The 17,873-nt window shown below is 71.8% G+C and carries 17 protein-coding genes; 6 read left to right on the top strand and 11 right to left on the bottom strand.

Annotation, left to right across the window (positions count from 1 at the left end; genetic code table 11):
- Nucleotides 1-4 precede the first annotated feature (4 nt).
- Genes OO54_RS10500 through OO54_RS10535 form a run of 8 tightly spaced genes read right to left on the bottom strand, consistent with a single transcriptional unit; the run spans nucleotide 5 to nucleotide 7,754 of the window.
- Nucleotides 5-862 carry a universal stress protein gene (locus OO54_RS10500; RefSeq protein ID WP_033202554.1) on the bottom strand — a complete coding sequence of 286 codons (858 nt, stop codon included), beginning with the start codon at nucleotides 860-862 and terminating at the stop codon, nucleotides 5-7.
- Nucleotides 859-1,539, bottom strand: coding sequence for a CBS domain-containing protein (locus OO54_RS10505; RefSeq protein ID WP_033202555.1), 681 nt, complete (start codon nucleotides 1,537-1,539; stop codon nucleotides 859-861). The genes OO54_RS10500 and OO54_RS10505 overlap by 4 nt, the downstream gene beginning before the upstream one ends.
- Nucleotides 1,539-1,808 (bottom strand): acyl carrier protein, encoded by a 270-nt coding sequence (locus OO54_RS10510; protein ID WP_033202556.1) that lies wholly within the window; start codon nucleotides 1,806-1,808, stop codon nucleotides 1,539-1,541. The genes OO54_RS10505 and OO54_RS10510 overlap by 1 nt, the downstream gene beginning before the upstream one ends.
- Nucleotides 1,805-3,205, bottom strand: coding sequence for a 2-oxo acid dehydrogenase subunit E2 (locus tag OO54_RS10515; protein ID WP_033202557.1), 1,401 nt, complete (start codon nucleotides 3,203-3,205; stop codon nucleotides 1,805-1,807). Before OO54_RS10515 ends, OO54_RS10510 begins: the two co-directional genes overlap by 4 nt.
- Before the next feature lies 1 nt (nucleotide 3,206).
- Entirely contained in the window at nucleotides 3,207-4,217 is a 1,011-nt protein-coding gene (locus tag OO54_RS10520) for an alpha-ketoacid dehydrogenase subunit beta (RefSeq protein WP_033202558.1), read from the bottom strand.
- A complete protein-coding gene (gene pdhA / locus OO54_RS10525) occupies nucleotides 4,214-5,278 on the bottom strand; it encodes a pyruvate dehydrogenase (acetyl-transferring) E1 component subunit alpha (protein WP_234439622.1) in 1,065 nt (354 codons plus the stop codon). Before pdhA ends, OO54_RS10520 begins: the two co-directional genes overlap by 4 nt.
- Nucleotides 5,278-7,080, bottom strand: coding sequence for an acetate--CoA ligase (gene acsA, locus OO54_RS10530; protein WP_033202559.1), 1,803 nt, complete (start codon nucleotides 7,078-7,080; stop codon nucleotides 5,278-5,280). The genes pdhA and acsA overlap by 1 nt, the downstream gene beginning before the upstream one ends.
- Nucleotides 7,077-7,754 carry a CBS domain-containing protein gene (locus OO54_RS10535; protein WP_033202560.1) on the bottom strand — a complete coding sequence of 226 codons (678 nt, stop codon included), beginning with the start codon at nucleotides 7,752-7,754 and terminating at the stop codon, nucleotides 7,077-7,079. Before OO54_RS10535 ends, acsA begins: the two co-directional genes overlap by 4 nt.
- Nucleotides 7,755-7,953: 199 nt before the next feature.
- Here OO54_RS10535 and OO54_RS48745 point away from each other — a divergent pair, with 199 nt between their 5' ends.
- Complete coding sequence (locus OO54_RS48745) at nucleotides 7,954-8,238, top strand: DUF1918 domain-containing protein (protein ID WP_051786837.1); 285 nt, start codon at nucleotides 7,954-7,956, stop codon at nucleotides 8,236-8,238.
- On the opposite strand, the gene OO54_RS10545 is transcribed toward OO54_RS48745, so the two are convergent.
- Nucleotides 8,225-8,824, bottom strand: coding sequence for a CBS domain-containing protein (locus tag OO54_RS10545; protein WP_033202561.1), 600 nt, complete (start codon nucleotides 8,822-8,824; stop codon nucleotides 8,225-8,227). The genes OO54_RS48745 and OO54_RS10545 overlap by 14 nt on opposite strands.
- 369 nt (nucleotides 8,825-9,193) lie before the next feature.
- Between OO54_RS10545 and OO54_RS10550 the strand changes: the two genes are divergently transcribed.
- Complete coding sequence (locus OO54_RS10550; RefSeq protein ID WP_033202617.1) at nucleotides 9,194-10,096, top strand: universal stress protein; 903 nt, start codon at nucleotides 9,194-9,196, stop codon at nucleotides 10,094-10,096.
- Nucleotides 10,093-10,800, top strand: a complete 708-nt coding sequence (locus tag OO54_RS10555; protein ID WP_033202562.1) for a helix-turn-helix domain-containing protein — start codon at nucleotides 10,093-10,095, stop codon at nucleotides 10,798-10,800. The genes OO54_RS10550 and OO54_RS10555 overlap by 4 nt, the downstream gene beginning before the upstream one ends.
- Before the next feature lie 198 nt (nucleotides 10,801-10,998).
- Here OO54_RS10555 and OO54_RS10560 read toward each other — a convergent pair whose 3' ends face one another.
- Nucleotides 10,999-11,592, bottom strand: a complete 594-nt coding sequence (locus OO54_RS10560; protein WP_234439621.1) for a hypothetical protein — start codon at nucleotides 11,590-11,592, stop codon at nucleotides 10,999-11,001.
- 493 nt (nucleotides 11,593-12,085) lie between these two features.
- On the opposite strand from OO54_RS10560, the gene OO54_RS10565 reads away from it, so the two are divergent.
- Nucleotides 12,086-14,800 carry a heavy metal translocating P-type ATPase gene (locus OO54_RS10565; RefSeq protein WP_033202563.1) on the top strand — a complete coding sequence of 905 codons (2,715 nt, stop codon included), beginning with the start codon at nucleotides 12,086-12,088 and terminating at the stop codon, nucleotides 14,798-14,800.
- 60 nt (nucleotides 14,801-14,860) lie between these two features.
- Here the strand turns inward: OO54_RS10565 and OO54_RS10570 are convergent, their stop codons facing one another.
- Nucleotides 14,861-15,718, bottom strand: coding sequence for a universal stress protein (locus tag OO54_RS10570; protein ID WP_033202564.1), 858 nt, complete (start codon nucleotides 15,716-15,718; stop codon nucleotides 14,861-14,863).
- 225 nt (nucleotides 15,719-15,943) lie between these two features.
- Here OO54_RS10570 and OO54_RS10575 point away from each other — a divergent pair, with 225 nt between their 5' ends.
- Nucleotides 15,944-16,849, top strand: coding sequence for a universal stress protein (locus tag OO54_RS10575; protein WP_033202565.1), 906 nt, complete (start codon nucleotides 15,944-15,946; stop codon nucleotides 16,847-16,849).
- On the top strand, nucleotides 16,846-17,865 hold the full coding sequence (locus OO54_RS10580) for a universal stress protein (protein ID WP_063738263.1): 1,020 nt from the start codon (nucleotides 16,846-16,848) through the stop codon (nucleotides 17,863-17,865). Before OO54_RS10575 ends, OO54_RS10580 begins: the two co-directional genes overlap by 4 nt.
- Nucleotides 17,866-17,873: the final 8 nt, after the last annotated feature.

Here is a 17,873-nt window from a genome sequence, read left to right on the forward strand (position 1 = left end):
CCGATCAGTCGTGGGGAACGAGTGCCACGGGCACCGGGCTGTGGTGCAGGACGGCGTGGGCCACGCTGCCGATGTGTGCGCCTAGCGTCGAACGGCGGGTACGCCGGCCCACCACCACGAGGGAGGCCTCCCGGGCGACCGCCACCAGTTCGAGTCCGGCCGATCCGACCGCCACGCGGGCGACCGCCTCGACGTCGGGATACTTCGCCCGCCAGGGTTCCAGCATGCTCTCCACCGAACGCTTGATCTCCGGCATCATGGAAAGCCTGAAGTCAGGGACCATCGCGGGCCCCAATCCCGCGTGCAGCGGGAGCTCCTGTACGTACACGACGAGGATCCGGGTGTGCCGTCGCGCGGCTTCCTCGAAGGCGAAGCCCAGGACGGAGTCCACGGGCTGCCGCACGTCGGCCCCGATCACGACGGGGCCCCGCGGAGTGCTTCCCGCGCTGACGGCCCGTACGAGTACGACGGGACGCGCGACGACACCGGCGACCGTCAGGCCGACCGAGCCGAGCAGGTAGCCGGCCACGCTGCCGAGTGCCCGCGAGCCGAGGACGAGCAGATCGTTCTCCTCGGCCGCGGCGACCAGACCCGGAACGGGCCCCGAGGACAGCACCTGGGAGGTCACCGACAGGCCGGGATGGCGCTCGCGCAGCTCACCGGCGGTGCGCGCCATCATCTCCCTGGCCCACGGTTCCTCGGACTCCCCCTCCACGAGCGGCAGAGCGGCCTCCGGTACCGGTTCCTTCGCGTACACCAGATGTACGTCCGTGCCGCGCAGCAGCGCCTCCTCGGCGGCCCACTCCGCAGCGGCGTCGGCCTGCTCCGTGCCGTCCAGGCCGACCACGATGCTCCGCGTCATGACCGTCCACCTCCTCGTTCGGTGTCATCGACGTCGTACGCGAGACGGGTGCAGGAGACCGAGACCACGCCGTCCACCATGGCGCACATGCGCTCGATCGCCGGCACCATGCCCCGGAAGGGCAGCCTCCCGCCGAGCTCCACCCGCCCGTCGCGCACCTCGACGGCAAGGGCGGTCGGTTCGAGGCGCAGCGTGTCGATCAGCACGTCCTCGACGATCTCCCGGCGGATGTCGTCGTCCTCGCGGAGGAAGATGCCCAACAGGTCGCGACGGCTCACGATGCCCATCAAGTGGTCCTCGCCGTCGACGACGACGAGCCGTTTGACCCTTTGGACCTCCATGAGTCGTGCCGCCTCCGCCACGGTCCACTCCGGGCCGGCGCACACCGCGGGGGCGGACATCAGCTCCTCGGCCCGTGTTCCCTCGGCCTTCGCCCGTTCCCACGTCTCCAGGTCCGGAACGGCCGGCAGACCACTCGGTGCGGCGGCCCGGTCGGCGGTCTTGCGCAGCAGATCGCCCTCCGACACCACCCCGACGACCCGGCCGTCGCCGTCCACCACGGGTACGGCTGTCACCTGGTGCTGTGAGAGCGTGCGGGCGATCTCCTTGAACGGGGCGTCGCCGCGGACGCTCACCACATCGCGGGTCATCAGCTGGTCGATCCTGCGGTGACGCATCATGCGCTCCTTCCCTGTGCGGACGCACTGGCCTCGGCCACCAGGCGAGCGGCGCAGCCGTCCCAGGTGCCGAGGGCCGGATGGTCGTCCTCGGTGAGTTCCGTGCCGCTGAGTTCGGCGAGGGCTTCGACGAACTCGAGGAAGTCCAGCGAATCCAGCTCTAACGCGTCCCGCAGGGGCACGCCGGGATCGAGCCCGGCGAAGTCGGCGTCGGGGACGACACGCTGCACGGCTTGCCGGACGAACGCCTTCGCCTGGTCGTGGTTCACAGTTCCTCCGGTCGTTGCAGGAGCTTTTCCATGGTGGTGAGGAGGCGCGCGCCGGTGGCGCCGTCGGCGGCTCGGTGGTCGGCGGACAGCGTCGCCGTCACCACGGGACGTACTCCCAGCAGGCCGTTCACGGCCACCGGTCGCTCGACGATCCGGCCGAGGCCGACGAGCGCGACCTGCGGTGGGTAGACGACCCCGAACACGGCCTCGACGCCCTGGTCGCCGAGGTTCGTGACGGTGAGACTGGGGTCGGCGGTCTCGGACGCGCGGAGTCGGCCGCCCCGTGCCCGTGCCACCAGGTCCTTGAGCGCGGCCATCACCTCGGCCACGGAGAGGGCGTCGGCGTGGGCGAGGGCCGGGGCGGCAAGACCACCGCCCCGCAAGGAGACGGCGACACCCAGCCGGACTTCCTCCGCCGGGACGAAGCCGCTGACGCCCCAGTGCCCGTTGAGCTCGGGCACCTTCCGCGCAGCCAGCGCGACGGCCTTGAGCATGAGTGCGGCGGGCACCAGACGGGCGGACAAGGGCAGTTCGCGGTTGCGGGCGCGCATCCACTCCAGGGCCGCTGCCATGTCCACGGTCGTGGAGAGGTAGAAGTGCGGTATCTCCCGCTTGGATCGGCTCATGAGCCGGGCGGTCGCCGCCCGTGCCACATCCGGGACGGCCGGCTGCGGTGCGCCCTCGGCTGCCGCGGCGGAACGGACGTCCTGCGCACGGACGGTGCCGCCCCGACCCGTGCCGGTCACCTCGCCGAGGTCGACTCCGAGTTCCGCGGCCAGCCGCCGCGCGAGTGGTGAGGACTTCGCGCGCTGCGGAGCCTGACGCTGCCCGGTCGAGTCGTCACTGCGCACCGGCCTTGGCGGCCGTGCGGTCGGCGCGGTCTTCGCCTCGGCCCCGCCTCGGCTCCGCCTCCGTCGCGCCGACTCCGTGCCCTGCTGCCGCCTGATCCCGGTGCCAGTGGGCTCTGAGGGGCCGGCGGTCGTGTCGCGCTCCGGCGCTCGTGCAGGTTCCAGTTCCGGTTCCGCATGCTCCACGTCCGCGCGTGTGATCCTGCCTCCCGGGCCCGAACCATGGACGGCGGCGAGGTCGACGTGCCGGTCCTGGGCGAGTCGGCGGACCAGCGGCGTCGACGGGGGCCGGTCCGCGGTGGGCCTGTCCTCGGCGGACGGGCCGATACGGGCCAACGGGGTGCCCACCGGCACGGTGGTGCCCTCGTCGACGAGGAGGGCGTCGACCGTACCGCTCTCGAAGCACTCCACCTCGATCGCCGACTTGGCGGTCTCGACCACCGCGATGACGTCACCCCGCGCCACCCGGTCACCCGGGTGCACCAGCCACTGGGAGAGCGTGCCGTCGTCCATGTCGGCGCCGAGCGAGGGCATCGTGAACTCGGCCATCTCAGCCCACCACCCGCCGCGCCGCCGCCATGATTCCGGCCGACTGGGGGAGTGCCGCCTCCTCCAGCCGACGGGCGTAGGGGATGGGGACCTCCGCGCTGCACACCCGCTCGACGGGCGCGTCGAGTTCGAAGAACGCCTGCTCGCAGATGCGCGACTCGATCTCGGCGGACAGACTGCCGCTGCGCCAGCCCTCGTCGACCACCACGGCCCGGTGGGTCCGCCGGACCGAGCCGACGATCGTGGCGTCGTCCAGGGGACGTAGCGTGCGCAGGTCGACGACCTCCGCGCCGATCCCCTCGCCCGCCAGTTCCTCCGCGGCTTCGAGTGCCTTGGACACGCAACCGCTGTACGCGACGACCGTGACGTCGGTGCCCTGGCGGCGGACGGCCGCGTGGTCCAGGTCGACCTGATGGACCGCCGGGTCGAGCGTCCCGGCCGCGTTGTACAGGCTGCCGTGCTCGAAGATCAGAACCGGGTCGGGGTCCGCCAGCGCGGCGGACAGCACGTGGCGGGCGTCGTCGATCGTGGCAGGCGCCAGGACACGGAGACCGGGGATGTGCGCGTACCAGCCTTCGAGGCTGTGGGAGTGCTGGGCGGCCAGTTGCCGGCCTGCGCCCGTCGTCATCCGGATGACCAGCGGCACACCGAGTTGTCCGCCGGACATGTGCCGCAGCGTGGCGGCGTTGTTGAGGATCTGGTCGAGGGCCAGCAGGCTGAAGTTGACGGTCATGATCTCGACGACGGGCCGCATCCCGGCCAGGGCGGCGCCGATCCCGGCTCCGACGAACGCGGACTCCGAGAGAGGCGTGTCCCGGATGCGCTCCGGGCCGAACTCCTCCAGGAGGCCGAGGCTCACCCCGAAGCATCCGCCGTATCGGCCCACGTCCTCACCCATCAGGAACACTCGGTCGTCCGAGGCCAGGGCCTCGCGCAGTCCCTCGCGCAGGGCCTCCCTGTATGTGGTGGTGTCGTCGTCGGGATGCGCCCGAGGTCGCGTACGCGTGCTCATGCCTGAGCCTCCTCGTGTCGGCCCGTGACATGCAGCAGCAGATCCTCGGCCGGCTCCTCGGGGGCCTGTTCGGCCGCCCGGACGGCGTCGTCGATCTCCTCGGCGACCCGGTGCTCCAGGTCCTCCAGCGCGGCGGCGTCGAGGAGTCCAGACGTGCGCATGCCGTCGGCGAGGCCGGTGACGGGGTCGTGCCGCTTCCACTCCTCGACCTCGTCCTTCGGCCGGTACCGGTCCGGGTCGTACATCGAGTGCGCGCGGAACCGGTACGTCCGCATCTCCAGGAAGTGCGGTCCGCTGCCGGCGCGAAGGGACTCGACCGCCCCGCGCGCCGCCTTCTCCACGGCGTGCACGTCCATGCCGTCGACGGCCCAGGCCGCCATGCCGTACGACGCCGCCCGCATCGCCAGGTCCGTCTGGGCGTGTTCGCGGGCGAGGGCCGTCCCCATCGCGTACAGGTTGTTCTCGCAGACGAAGAGCACGGGCAGTCCCCAGAGCGCCGCCAGATTGGCGGTCTCGTGGAACTCGCCCTCCGCGAATGCCCCGTCACCGAAGAAGCAGCAGGTCACCCGGGGCTCGCCGCGCATCCGGTCGGCGAGCGCCAGGCCCGCCGCGAGCGGCAGTCCGCCGCCCACGATCGCGTTGCCGCCGTAGAAGCGGCGGCCGGCGTCGAAGAGGTGCATGGAACCGCCGCGGCCGTGGCTGCACCCCGTGCTCTTCCCGTACATCTCCGCCATCACGGCCTCGGGTGGTATCCCACGGGCCAGGGCGTGGCCGTGTTCGCGGTACGTGGAGACGACCGCGTCCCGCTCGTCGAGCGCCTGGTGGACGCCGACCGCCACCGCCTCCTCGCCGATGTAGAGGTGGACGAACCCCCGGATCGTCGCTGCGCTGTACAGCTCGACGCACCGTTCCTCGAACCTCCGGATGAGCAGCATCCGCCGCAGCAGGTCCAGGTCGTGGGCCGCCGCAGGTGTGCGGGACGGCGCCGCGGGCGCGTGTGCGCGACGGGGGCTCTTCGCCTTCGGTGTTCCGGCGGACGTACCGCCGTGTGCGGTGGCCATCACGGATCCTTCTCGGAGAGCTCGGCGGTCCCGGCCGGTTCGGGTGTCTCCAGGGTCGACACGTCTCCCTCGGGCAGACCCAGTTCGCGGGCCCGCAGCAGGCGGCGCATCACCTTGCCGCTGCGGGTGTGGGGCAGATCCTCGACGAACTCGATCTCCCGGGGGGCGACGGCCGGGCCGAGGCGCCGGCGGGCGAACGCCAGGACGTCACGCCGTAGTCCGGTGTCAGGCGGGTACTCGGGGCGCGGCAGCACGAACGCCTTGACGATCGCGCCGGCCAGCGGGTCAGGGCGTCCGATGACACCGGCCTCGGCGACGGCCGGATGTTCCATGAGCGCGCTCTCCACCTCGAACGGCCCGATGAGGTGCCCTGCGGACTTGATGACGTCGTCGGCGCGGCCCACGAACCAGTACCAGCCGTCGGCGTCGCGGCTGACGAGGTCGCCGGTCAGATACCAGCCGTCGGCGAAGCACGCCTCGTAGCGGTTCGGCTCGTGCAGGTAGCCGCGGAACATCGAAGGCCAGCCCGCCCGCAGGGCGAGCTCGCCCTGGGCACCCGGTTCCCGGAGGATGTGGATCCGCCCGCCGGTGATCGCGGCCCGGCCGTCCTCGCCGCACGCCAGTACGGCGGCCTCGACGCCGGGAACCGGTCGGCCCATCGAACCGGGCCGGACCGGGTCGGCCGCGAAGTTGGCGATCATGATGGCACCGGTCTCGGTCTGCCACCAGGTGTCGTGGACCGGAAGCCCGAGTGCTTCCCGGCCCCAGTGCACGGCCTCGGGATTGAGCGGCTCGCCGACACTGGCGACGAACCGGAGCGACGAGAGGTCGTGGCGCGCGGCGGGCGTCCGGTCGCCGCTGCGGGGTGCGGCCCGCATGAGCATGCGGAGCGCGGTGGGCGCGGTGTACCAGACGGTGACGTGCTGGTCGGCGAGGATCCGGTACCAGCGGGCGGGGGCGAAGTCCCCTTCGTCGACGACGGTCGTCACCCCGTGGGTGAGCGGGGCGATGATGCCGTAGGACATGCCGGTGACCCAGCCGGGGTCGGCGGTGCACCAGAAGACGTCGCCCTCGTGCAGGTCCAGGGCGTAGGCGGCGGTGACGTGGTGGGCGAGGACCGCCTCGTGCACGTGTATCGCGCCCTTGGGAGTGCCTGTCGTGCCGCTGGTGAAGTGCACCAGCGCCGGCTCCGTCGGGTCGGTCGGTCCCAGCGTGTACTCGTCCGGCGCGGCGTCCGTGAGCGCGGGGAAGGAGAGGGTGTCCGGGGGCGGGTCGGCCCCGGGGTCGAGGAGCAGGACGTGCCGCAGGTGCGGAAGACGGGACCGTACCGGGGCCACCTTGCGCTCGTACAGCTCCCGGGTCGTGACCAGCGCCCGGGCGTTGCCCAGCTTCATGCGCAGTGCGACGGGTTCGGGACCGAAGGCGGTGAACAGGGGGCACAGGACTCGTCCGGCACGCAGCGTTCCGAGGACGGTGCTGTACAGCTCGAACCGGCGGCCGAGGAGGGTGAACACCCGCTCGCCGCGTTCCAGGCCGAGCGTCTCCAGCACGTGCGCGAAGCGGGAGCTCTCGGCCGCGAGACGGGCGAAGGTGACCGTCTGGACGGATCCGTCGCGGGCGACGCAGCGCAGCGCGACGTGCTCGCCGTGGCCCTCGCGCAGGTGCCGGTCGACCGCCTCGTAGCCGATGTTGATGCCGCCGTCCGGCAGCCCGGCGAGCCGGGACCGCTCGCGCCGCCAGGAGAAGGTGGCCCGGGCGCTCTCGTAGTCCGGCATGACCGGCGACACCCACAGGGCGTTCATCGGGGTGGCTCCACGTCGAGCGCGAGGTTGTCGTAGGCGTACTCGATCGATTCGTGCAGGGCGACGACTCCGTCGACCGAGCGGCAGAGTCGCGTGATCACACGGATGTCGGCCCGCTCGTCGACCCGGCCCGTCAGCCCGACGACCCCGTCGTCGACGGTCACACGGATCGTCTCGGGGGCGAGGCGCAGGGTGTCGGCCAGGACGTCGTGCTCGATCTCGTCACGGATCGCGGTGTCACTGCGCAGGAAGGGCCGCAGCAGGTCACTGCGGCTGATGATCCCGACGAGCCGACCGGTCTCGTCGGTCACGGGCAGTCTCTTCACAGCCTTGCGCTGCATGGTCCGGGCCGTCTCGACGAGATTCCAGCTCGCCTGCGCCGTGACGGCCGGCGAGGTCATCAGCTGGGCGGCCGTCTCCGCATCGGGCAGCCCCCGCTCCTGTGACAGCAGCCGGACGCCGGCCCAACGGCCCTCCAGGTCGGGGAGCTCGGCGGTGGACCGCAGCAGGTCGGCCTCCGAGACCACACCGAGCAGGCGTCGGTCGGCGTCGACGACCGGGACCGCCGAGACGTCGTGGTCGGCGAAGAGCCGGGCGATCTGTTTGAAGGGGGTCTCCGGGGCGGCGGTGACCACATCGTGGGTCATCACTTCGAAAACCGTGCGGTGCTGCATGACGGTCCTCCTTCACGGGGCGCGGCAGCCCCAGACCTCACTCTGCTGCGCGAAGCCCACCCGGGGCAGTGCCGAACGGTCCCCATCCGGGACTGTTCGCCCCTATGGCGGTCGGCCGGCCGGGACGCACGGTGGAGAAGGCGAGAGAGCCGGCCTCGGGAGGACCGCGGTCGGGCGCTCGTGCCGGGAGGCGAGAACCATGGCTGCAATCGGAGAACGGGAAGGTCAGGAGGAGCCCCGCGCCGGGTTGTGGGCTCGCGTCGGCGACCGGCTGATCGTGGGTGGTGCCACGGTCGGGGACGAGGGGCGTGACGGTGAGATCGTCGGGCTCCACCATCCGGACGGCACTCCGCCGTTCGACGTCCGATGGTCGGACACGGGCCGGGTCACCGAGGTGTTCCCGGGCCCGGACGCGCGGGTCCAGCACTTTCCGCCGCACGGCACGGGAGAGGCCGGACCCGTGAAGGCCGCTACCCGGTCGTGAACTCCGCCGTCGCGGCCACCACGCCGGGCACCGCCCGGGTCAACCGCAGGGCCAGATCCGCCGGAACGGACTGTGGCAGGCGTCCGGCGAGCGTCACCGCGCCGTCCTCGACCCGTACGGTCAGTGCCGCGTCACCTTCGGGGATCAGGTGCGTGAGGAGTTCGTGGCGCACGTCCCCGGCGAGTTCGGCGTCGGAGCGAAGGTAGACCTTGAGCAGATCGCCCCGGCTGACGACACCCACCGGGCGGCCGCCCTCGTCCACCACGGGAAGCCGCTTGAGGTGGCCCCGCGCCATCAGCCGCGCGGCCCCGGCGATCGTGGCATCGCGCGGAACCGTGACGGGCGGGGCCGTCATCAGGCTGCCCGCCGTCACCGATCGCGCGTCGTCCCGGGCCTCTCCCGGAACCTTGCCGAGTACGTCCGCCTCGGACACCACACCGACCACTCGCCCCTCGGCCGACAGCACCGGGACCGCGCTCACGCCCCAGCGCCGCATGGACCGGACGATCTCCTTGACCGGTGCGTCGAGCCTGGCGGAGACCACCGCATGGGTCATCACGTCGTCGACGGTACGAGGGTGCTTCATGACCGGCCTCCGGTACGTCTGCGCCCCGAGTCCTGTTGCTGCGAGGGTGTCGCCGCCGGGCGGCGGACGACAAGGGCCGAAAGGGGCACGTCGGGACCCGGGCAGCCCAGGCACGGACCGTCTGCCGATGCTTTCCTGAAAGCGAGAGGGGACTGCCGGAGGGACGCGGGGAAGCGGCTTCGAGCCGTGCACCGCGCGATCAGGATCCGCGAGGAGCGGATGGGCCCCCTCCCGTCGTGTCTCCGCGTCGCCACCACACCTGGTCCGGGCGGGCCGCACCCGGGACCGACCGGCCCTATTCGGTCACTTCCGCCCGGTGCGAGCGTGGCAGCAGGCCACTCACTCACGACCGGAAAGGCGGTGGGCACGATGGAATCGCCCCTGGTGGTAGGAGTCGACGGGTCCGACGCCAGCCTCATGGCCTTGGACTGGGCGGTCGACGAAGCGGTGCGGCACGCCGTTCCCCTGCGCATCGTCCATGCCTCCCTGTGGGAACGCTACGAAGGAGTCGTGCCGGCCAGGACCACGGACCGCCCCTCGGGCCAGGTCCTCGCCGAGAACATCGTCGGTACCGCGGCCGAACGCGCCCGGCGCCGGGCACCCGACCTCCCCCTCACCGCGGACGTCCTTGCCGAGGACGCGTCCAGTGCGCTGCTCAGTGAGGGGCGGGAGGGCACGATCCTCGTCGTCGGGGCACGTGGGCGCGGCGAGCTCGCCGACCTTCTGCTCGGATCCGTCGGCCTCGTCGTGGCCGCCCGGGCCCGCTGTCCGGTCGTCGTCGTCCGGGGGGACCGGCAGGCCCTGGAAGCACGCCACGGGCGCATCCTGCTCGGCGTCGGTGAACACGACCTGGACTCGCCGGCCGTGCGGTTCGCCTTCCGTGAGGCGGCCGTCCGGGACGCGGAACTCGACGTCGTCCGCACCTGGCGACGGCAGGCGCACGAACCGGCCGACCACCTGCTGATGAGGCGCGCAGGGGCGGCCTACTTCACGGAAGGGGCTTCCGAACTGCTCGACAAGGCCCTTGAGGCCGCGGCGTCCGAACATCCCGGGGTGCGCCTGCGCAGGAGCACGGTCGAGGGCTCCGCCCACAAGGTACTGACCGAGCGATCCGCCGCCGCCGACCTGCTGGTCGTCGGGGCACGACGCCGGGACGGGCTCGTCGGTCTGGAGCTCGGCAGGGTCGCCCACCGCGCCCTGCACCACGCCTCGTGTCCGGTCGCCGTCGTACCCCAGCGGCGTCCCGAGATCGCGGAAGGAGACCTGTCATGAGCACGGACGGTGACCCGCGTGCCCAGCACGCCACGAGCGACCTCGGCCGCCGCGTCGAGGCCAGGCGCACCCGACTCGGCCTGTCCTGGGAGGACGTGGCCGAACGGGCAGGCTCGACGCCCGGCTACATCGCCTACGTGGAGGAGCAGGTGGCCGCCCCGGGGATCGAGTTCCTGGTCCGGCTCGCGAACGCTCTGGAGACCACTGTCCGTGATCTCACCGGGTACACGGCGGACCTCGCACCAGGAGGAGCCCGCGCCGGGTACCGGGCACGGATGGAGGAGATCGGCGAGGCCGAATGCTGGGAGCTGCTCGACGGCCACGGCGTCGGCCGGGTCGCCCTCGAAGGACGGGACGGGCTGATGGTGTTCCCCGTGAACTACCAGGTCGTCGACGGGGACATCGTGTTCATGACTGCTGCGGACTCGAGCCTCGCGCGCGCCTCGGTGTCCGGCGTGGAGGTCGCCTTCGAGGAGGACCACCTGGACGAAGCCTTCAGCCAGGGCTGGAGCGTCCTCCTCGTCGGGCAGGCACGCTCGGTGTGGGAGGAGACCGAGGTACGGAGGATCAAGGATGCTGTCCACTCGGCGCCGTGGGCCGGGGACGGGCGGGACACCGTGGTGACCCTCTCACCGCGCCGAGTGACGGGACGGCGCATCCAGGTGCCGGGCGCGCCCGGGGCGCCGTCCGGGTCTGCTGACTAGACGGTTCCCTCGGGGGTTTCGAGCCGGACAGGTTTCGAGCCGGACAGGAACAGCCGGTTCGATCCGGACCTGACCACGTGAGCGGCGACGGTGCCCGGCGAGCGGCGACGGTGCCCGGTCGGCGTCCAAGCGACGACCACGCCGAGCAGCACGCGCAAGCCGCTCGGCTGGTGGCCCCGGTCAGGGGCGGCTGTGGCGTCAGTGTTCGCTGGTGGTGATGTAGATGCCGTGCCAGGTGTGGTCCCACACGGCGCCGTTGGAGGCGTTGACCGACAGCATGCCGCTGATCTCGCCCGAGCGCAGGGTGTGCAGGGTGTAGTAGCCGGGGAACGCCTCGGCCTCGCCGACGGTCAGGTCGCTGCCCCGGTCATGCAGCCACTTCCGGGCGCGCTCCTGCGCCTCGTCGGGGGAGATCCGGGTCTCGGTCCGGCCATGCTGGTGCATGCCGTAGTCGGTGTTCCACATCATCGCCGGCCCGTACTCGATCCCGGTGTCGCCATCGGACGGATCAACGAGGATCTCAGTCGCCGGCTTCCCGTCAAGGGTGTGCAGTTCGGCGTAGAAGTTCATGGAGAACTCCATGACTTCACCGACACGCAGGTCGAGCCGGTCGGCGAAGGTGTCGGCCCGCCGGCGGGCCTGGTCCAGAGTCTCGACCGGAGTACCGTCGCCACGCTGCCAGTAGCCCCCGCCCATCATGCCGGGACCCCACGCGCAGTCATCCCGGCCTGTCGTTCCCGGCCTCGTGCCGGTCCTCCACGAGTCCCAGTCGTCCCAGTCGTCGCCGGACATGCCCGGCCTCCAGCAATCGCCACCGGAGGGGCCGGGCTGGGCGGCGGCTGCGCTCAGGGGCCTGCCGCTGGCGGTGCTATTTCCGGCCGCGCATCCAGCTGCCAGAGCGAGCGCCGCCAGCGCGGCCGCGGTCCACCTGCTCGTGCTGGACATGATCGTCACCCTTCCGGGTCGTTCCCCGTCCCTACCGACCGAACCGGGTTCGTTCCCTCCAGTCTCTCCCCGGACGCAAGGACCGCCGAGGGCCGCCCGGACCCGGCCGTTGCACCGATCGGCCCGTGCGTGAGACGACCCGGGATGCCCGCGAGGTCAGCGGTCACCGAGCAGGGTGAGCCTGGCGTGGAGGAGTCGAAGTGCTCCGTCGGGTGGCGCGCCGGCGCCGGTGATGACCACGGCGACGGCGACGGCGTTCCGGCCTTGCCCGGCCGAGGTGGCCGACGTGGATGCTGCGCGGGAGGCTGGAACAGCAGGGCACGCGAGGAGGCGAGTGGCCATGCCTGTCGCGGACGTGATCGTCGGAGTGGTTTCCGTCGGTCTCATCGCTGTGCTGGGCCGGTACTTCTTCGGCCCGCGCAAGGCCGGCACGGTTCGCGTGGAGGGAGGCGTGCAGCGTGTCGACGTGACCGTGAGGGGCGGCTACAGCCCGAGCCTGATCAAGGTCCGCCAGGGCACACCGGTCGAGCTCGTCTTCGACCGGCAGGAGGCCGGAGAATGCACCTCCCGCGTCGTGTTCCCCGATCTCGTGGTCGGGGCCGGACTGCCCGCCCACACCCGCACGACCGTGCGGCTGAGCCCTGACCGGCCGGGCACCTACGGCTTCGCCTGCGGCATGAACATGATCCACGGGACCCTCGTCGTCGAACCCGCCGACGGCGGAGCACCGGAACCGGGCGCGGTGCCAGGCGCAGCAGCAGCGCCGAGCGCGGGGGAGACGTCGGCCGAGGACGCGGAGGCGGCCGACATCGCCGAGCGCCGGGCGGAGATCAAGGACCTCACCCGCCGAGTCGCCGTGGGCGCCGCGCTCACCGCGCCGGTGCTGTTCGCCGTCATGGCGCACGAGCTGTTCGGCGCCGGCTGGGTGCCCGGCTGGATGCTGAACCACTGGTTCCAGCTCGCCCTGATCACACCGGTGATGTTCTACACCGGCCGGCCCGTGCACGTCACCGGCTGGCTGGCCCTGCGCCACCGGTCGGCTGACATGAACTCCCTGATCACGCTGGGCACGAGCGCAGCCTACGGATTCAGCCTGCTCGTCACCCTCGCTCCGGGGCTGCTCCCCGAGGACGTACAGGAGGTGTACTTCGAAGCGGTCGGCGTCATCCTGAGCCTGATCTTGCTGGGCCGTCTTATGGAGGCTCGGGCCAAGGCCGGCACGGGCGAGGCCATCCGCGCGCTGATCGGCCTCCAGGCCCGTACCGCACGCGTCCTACGCGACGGCGCCGAGACCGAGACGCCCGTCGATGAGGTGGTCGTCGGGGACGAGATCGTCATCCGCCCAGGGGAGAAGATCCCTGTCGACGCCGAGGTACTGTCGGGCTCGTCCGCCGTGGACGAGTCGATGGTGACGGGCGAGCCGATGCCGGTCACGAAGCACGCGGGCTACGGTGTCATCGGAGCCACCGTCAACACCACCGGTTCCCTGCGGGTGCGCGCGGCCAAGGTCGGCGCGGACACCATGCTCGCGCAGATCATCCGGTCGGTGCAGCAGGCCCAGGCGTCCAAGGCGCCGATCCAGCGTCTCGCCGACGCGATCTCCGCCTACTTCGTCCCGGCGGTCATCGCCCTCGCGATCGCGACGTTCGCTCTCTGGTACACGATCGGACCCGCACCGGCGCTGACCCTGGCCCTGGTCTCCGCCGTCGCCGTCCTCATCATCGCCTGCCCTTGCGCCCTCGGCCTGGCCACCCCGCTCTCGGTCATGGTCGGCACCGGCAAAGGCGCGCGGGCAGGCATCCTCATCCGCTCCGCCGAAGCCCTGGAGACCGCCCACAAACTGGACACCATCGTCCTCGACAAGACCGGCACGGTCACCGTCGGCAAGCCGGTCCTCACCGACATCCGCCCCGCCGCGGGAGTCGACGAAGCCGAGCTGCTGCGGCTGGTCGCCGCCGCCGAGGCCGACAGCGAGCATCCCCTTGCCCAGGCCATCGTCTCCGGCGCCCGCGACCGTGGCCTTCAGCCGCCGACCGCGACCGGCTTCGACTCCGTCACCGGCAAGGGCGTCCACGCCGGGGCCGACGGCCACACCGTCATGGTCGGCACCGCCCGCCTCCTCCACGACACCGGCGTCGACACCTCCCCTCTCGACGCCGTCGCCGCGAACCTCGCGGCCGAGGGCAAGACACCCGTCCTCGCCGCGGTCGACGGCCACCCCGCCGGGGTGCTCGCCGTCGCCGACACCGTCAAGAACGACTCCGCCCAGGCCATCGCGGCCTTGCGGCAGCTGGACGCCGAGGTCGTCATGCTCACCGGTGACAACGCCCGCACCGCCGCCGCCATCGCCGCTCAGGTCGGCATTCCCCGGGTCCTGGCCGAGGTACTGCCCGAGCACAAGACCGATGAGATCCGCCGACTCCAGGCCGAGGGCCGGACCGTCGCCATGGTCGGCGACGGCATCAACGACGCCCCCGCTCTCGCCCAATCCGACGTCGGACTCGCCATCGGCACCGGCACCGACGTCGCCATCGAATCCGCCGACATCACCCTCATCTCAGGCTCCCTCGCCGGAGTCGTCACCGCCATCCGCCTCTCGAAGGCGACCATGCGCAACATCAAGCAGAACCTGTTCTTCGCCCTCGTCTACAACGCCGTCGGCATCCCTCTCGCCGCCGGCGCCCTCTACCCCCTGTGGGGCATCCGCCTGAGCCCGATCATCGCCGCGGCCGCCATGGCCCTGTCCTCCCTGTCCGTCGTCACCAACGCCTCCCGCCTGCGCCGCTGGCACCCCGTACCACTGCCCGAAGGGGGCGACACACAGACGCTCCCCGAAGTCGAGACCGCCACCGACAGCACGCGGCGAAGAACGGGCCCGGACGGACGCGAGACGGCCGTCGACCCGGTGTGCGGCATGAGAGTCGACCCGACGACCGCACCCGAACACCGGGACAGTCCCGCAGGCCCACTGCACTTCTGCTCCACCCGCTGCGCCACGGCCTACGATGCCGCTCCCGACCGCTACGCGCCTTCCCTCAGCCGCCGACATCCGTAGAGCGCCGAGCGAGACGGTGCCCACCCGTGCACAGTCCAAGGCCGAGTCGCCAGCGTCCCCTCACGTCAAGGGGACGACGGCGACCGGCGCGGGGCTGTGGTGGATGACCGCGTGGGCGACGTGGCCCAGATGCGGGCCGAGGGGGACGTTCCGACTCCGGCGTCCCACGATGACGAGTTGCGCGGTCCGTGACGCCTCGACCAGCTGGTACGCGGGCGAACCCACCACCGACTCGGCCTCCGCCTCCACACCCGTGTACCGCTTCCGCCACGGCTCCAGCAGGTCCTCCAGCCCCCCGAGGAGGTGGCTGCTCAGCTCCCCGCCGATCCCCGGGTCCATGATGGCCGCGTAGCCGTACGAGGCGGGAAGCGTCCAGCTGTGGAGGAACCGGAGCGACGTGCCCTTCCGGGCGGCTTCGGAGAAGGAGAACGCGAGCAGGGCCTCGCACGGATGGTGGATGTCGACGCCCACCACGATGGCGCCTTCGGGACCTGTCCGTTCGTCCTTCGCGCGTACGAGGACCACAGGCCGTCGTGCCGAGCCGACGACGGCAAGGGAGACCGAGCCGACGATGAATCCGCGGACGCCGCCCAGCCCGCGCGAACCGAGGACGGTGAGGTCCGCTTCGTTCGCGGCGGCCGTCAGTTCCTCGGCTGCCCGGCCACGCGCATGCTCCGTGACGACCTCGAGGTCGGGATGGTCCTTCCGCGCCCGGTCCGTCTCGTCCCGCATCAGCCTCTCGATCCGCTCGTCCATGGTGCGGGCAAACGCCAAGGGGGCTGCCGGCGTGTTCGGCCACTCCTGCACGTGCACCAACCTGAGGGGCACTTCCCGCAGCACCGCTTGCGTCGCGGCCCAACGGGCGGCGGCGAGGCTTTCAGCAGAGCCGTCCAGACCGACGGTGACCTGGGCTGTCATGGCGTGTCTCCCTCGTCGAGTCCTCTCCGCCCCGCCCCGACTCCGGATCGGACAGGACATCTCACCTTTCAGGTTGGTGCCCCGTCGCTTCCGGCAGCAGGGCCGGGCAGGTCTCGATCGGGGCCGAACGGCCCATCCCGAGGAGGCCCACCACGATGCCAGTGTGGGAGATGTCGCCCCTCGGGACGCGCTCCCGAGCCTCGGGTGTACCCCGGAGGAGGAGCCATGACCAGCGAGACCCCCGCCCGACCGGAGCTCGGCAACGTCGTCGTGGGAGTCGACGGGTCCCCCTCCGGGCGCGCGGCCGTGCTCTGGGCCGCCGAGGAGGCGGAACGACGGGGGCGGTCCCTGCATCTCGTCCACGCCGCCGACACCGACCGCCGGGCGATCTTCGCCAACGCCGATACGCTCCAGGCGGTACGTGAAGCGGGGCGCGACCTGCTGGCCGAGACCGCGAGTACGGTCCAAGACGTCTTTCCGGATCTCCCCGTCACGAAGGAGCTGAGCCGCCAGGAGCCGGTCGCCGGTCTCCGGGCGGCCGCCGGCCACCGGGGCACGATCGTGGTGGGTAACCGGGGGCTCGGCGGCTTCTCCGCGCTCATGCTCGGATCCGTCGGTCTGGGTGTGGCGGCCCGCGCCGAAGTTCCCGTGATCGTGGTCCGTGGAGACGGTGACCGTCCCGCGTCGGGCTCGGTGACGGCAGCCGTGCACGGTGCTTCGGATCTGGGCTGGCTGCTCGTCGCGGCCGCCGAGGCCGACGCCCGCAAGGCGGCGTTGCGACTGGTGAGCGTGTGGAACGTGCTCACCCACGTCGGCAGTGTCGCGACCATGCTGGACGACCTCGATGGGATCGCGCGGCAACGCGTGCAGGAGATCAAGTCGCTCGCCGATCTCGTGAGTGAGTTCTATCCCCAGCTGATCGTCAGCCATCACGTCGAGACGGGCACGAGCACGCCCGGGATCCTGGTGGAGGCGAGCGCCCACACCGATCTGCTGGTGCTGGGCAGAGAACACCGAGCCCTGGGAGCAGGCCCATCCCTGGGGCGAGTCGCCCACGTCCTGCTCCACCACGCCCACTGTCCCGTGGAGATCGTCCCACCTGCCTTCGCCACCCGGGTCGAGGAGACGTGAACGAGATACTGCTCGGTGTCGACCCCCGGGAGCAGTCGGTCCCCGCTCTCGTCTGGGCCGCCGACGAGGCCGTGCGGAGAGGACTGGTGCTCCGACTGGTCGTCGCCGTACCGCCCGCACACGACGGGCTTCGGTACGACGCTCTCGCCCGCCAGAGCGCCCTTCGCATGCGCGCGGACGCGACGATCGCCGACGCGGAGGACCTCGTCAGGGAACTCCACGACGGTCTGCGGATCGCGACGGAACGCGTGAACGGTGTGCCGGCGACCGTGCTGCGCGGCATGGCGCGGCACGCCGCACTCGTCGTCGTGGGCTCTCGCCGTCTCGGCCGGCCGGCCGAGATGTTCAGCGAGAGCTCCGTGGTCGCCCCGCTCACGGCACGGGCGGACTGTCCCGTCGTCGTGGTCCGCGCACCTGAGCACACCACCGTGCACCCACCGACCGTCGTCGTCGGCGTGGACGGAAGCGAGTCCTCACAGGCCGCGGTCGCCTTCGCCGTCGAGGAGGCGAGCCTGCGCGAGGCACGGCTGCGGACCGTCTGGGTCTGGCCCCGTTCCGTCCTCGCCCACGACGACGGTGAAGAGGGTCTGGCCGAGCGGCGTCGGCTGCTCGCCGAGTCGGTGGCGGGCTGGGCGGAGAGGTATCCGGACGTCGCCGTCTCCCAAGAGGTCCTGCGGGGACACCCGGTGGAACAACTCGCCCTGGCATCCCAGGAATCCCTCTCTCTGGTGGTCGGTCGCCGAGGCCGTGGCGGCTACTCCGGCATGCGGTTGGGTTCGACGGCTCACGGCCTGCTGCACCGTGCCCCGTGTCCGTTGATCACCGTCCCCCTCCCGCAACGCGAGCGCCGGACCGGCGACCCGCTAGGGGCCGACCGGTCCCGTTCCGCCACGACCGACCGGCCCGTGCCCGCTGCCCCGCTCAGCACCGGGACGCGACCACCTCCACGCGGGACGGTGGGGCGAGAGGACGCCCCCGGTCCGTCGGAGAGGTCCGCGGAGAGGCGAGCACCATGAAGCGCGTC

Source organism: Streptomyces wedmorensis (assembly GCF_000716445.1).
Lineage (GTDB): Bacteria > Actinomycetota > Actinomycetes > Streptomycetales > Streptomycetaceae > Streptomyces > Streptomyces wedmorensis.

Bases quoted from the DNA above. Each gene is read 5' to 3' on its own strand.
- OO54_RS48745 (WP_051786837.1), top strand. From the start codon at position 7,954: ATGGCTGCAATCGGAGAACGGGAAGGTCAGGAGGAGCCCCGCGCCGGG.
- acsA (WP_033202559.1), bottom strand. From the start codon at position 7,080: ATGAACGCCCTGTGGGTGTCGCCGGTCATGCCGGACTACGAGAGCGCC.
- OO54_RS10500 (WP_033202554.1), bottom strand. From the start codon at position 862: ATGACGCGGAGCATCGTGGTCGGCCTGGACGGCACGGAGCAGGCCGAC.
- pdhA (WP_234439622.1), bottom strand. From the start codon at position 5,278: ATGGCCACCGCACACGGCGGTACGTCCGCCGGAACACCGAAGGCGAAG.
- OO54_RS10555 (WP_033202562.1), top strand. From the start codon at position 10,093: ATGAGCACGGACGGTGACCCGCGTGCCCAGCACGCCACGAGCGACCTC.
- OO54_RS10545 (WP_033202561.1), bottom strand. From the start codon at position 8,824: ATGAAGCACCCTCGTACCGTCGACGACGTGATGACCCATGCGGTGGTC.
- OO54_RS10560 (WP_234439621.1), bottom strand. From the start codon at position 11,592: ATGTCCGGCGACGACTGGGACGACTGGGACTCGTGGAGGACCGGCACG.
- OO54_RS10575 (WP_033202565.1), top strand. From the start codon at position 15,944: ATGACCAGCGAGACCCCCGCCCGACCGGAGCTCGGCAACGTCGTCGTG.
- OO54_RS10505 (WP_033202555.1), bottom strand. From the start codon at position 1,539: ATGCGTCACCGCAGGATCGACCAGCTGATGACCCGCGATGTGGTGAGC.
- OO54_RS10535 (WP_033202560.1), bottom strand. From the start codon at position 7,754: ATGCAGCACCGCACGGTTTTCGAAGTGATGACCCACGATGTGGTCACC.
- OO54_RS10570 (WP_033202564.1), bottom strand. From the start codon at position 15,718: ATGACAGCCCAGGTCACCGTCGGTCTGGACGGCTCTGCTGAAAGCCTC.
- OO54_RS10565 (WP_033202563.1), top strand. From the start codon at position 12,086: ATGCCTGTCGCGGACGTGATCGTCGGAGTGGTTTCCGTCGGTCTCATC.
- OO54_RS10520 (WP_033202558.1), bottom strand. From the start codon at position 4,217: ATGAGCACGCGTACGCGACCTCGGGCGCATCCCGACGACGACACCACC.
- OO54_RS10515 (WP_033202557.1), bottom strand. From the start codon at position 3,205: ATGGCCGAGTTCACGATGCCCTCGCTCGGCGCCGACATGGACGACGGC.
- OO54_RS10550 (WP_033202617.1), top strand. From the start codon at position 9,194: ATGGAATCGCCCCTGGTGGTAGGAGTCGACGGGTCCGACGCCAGCCTC.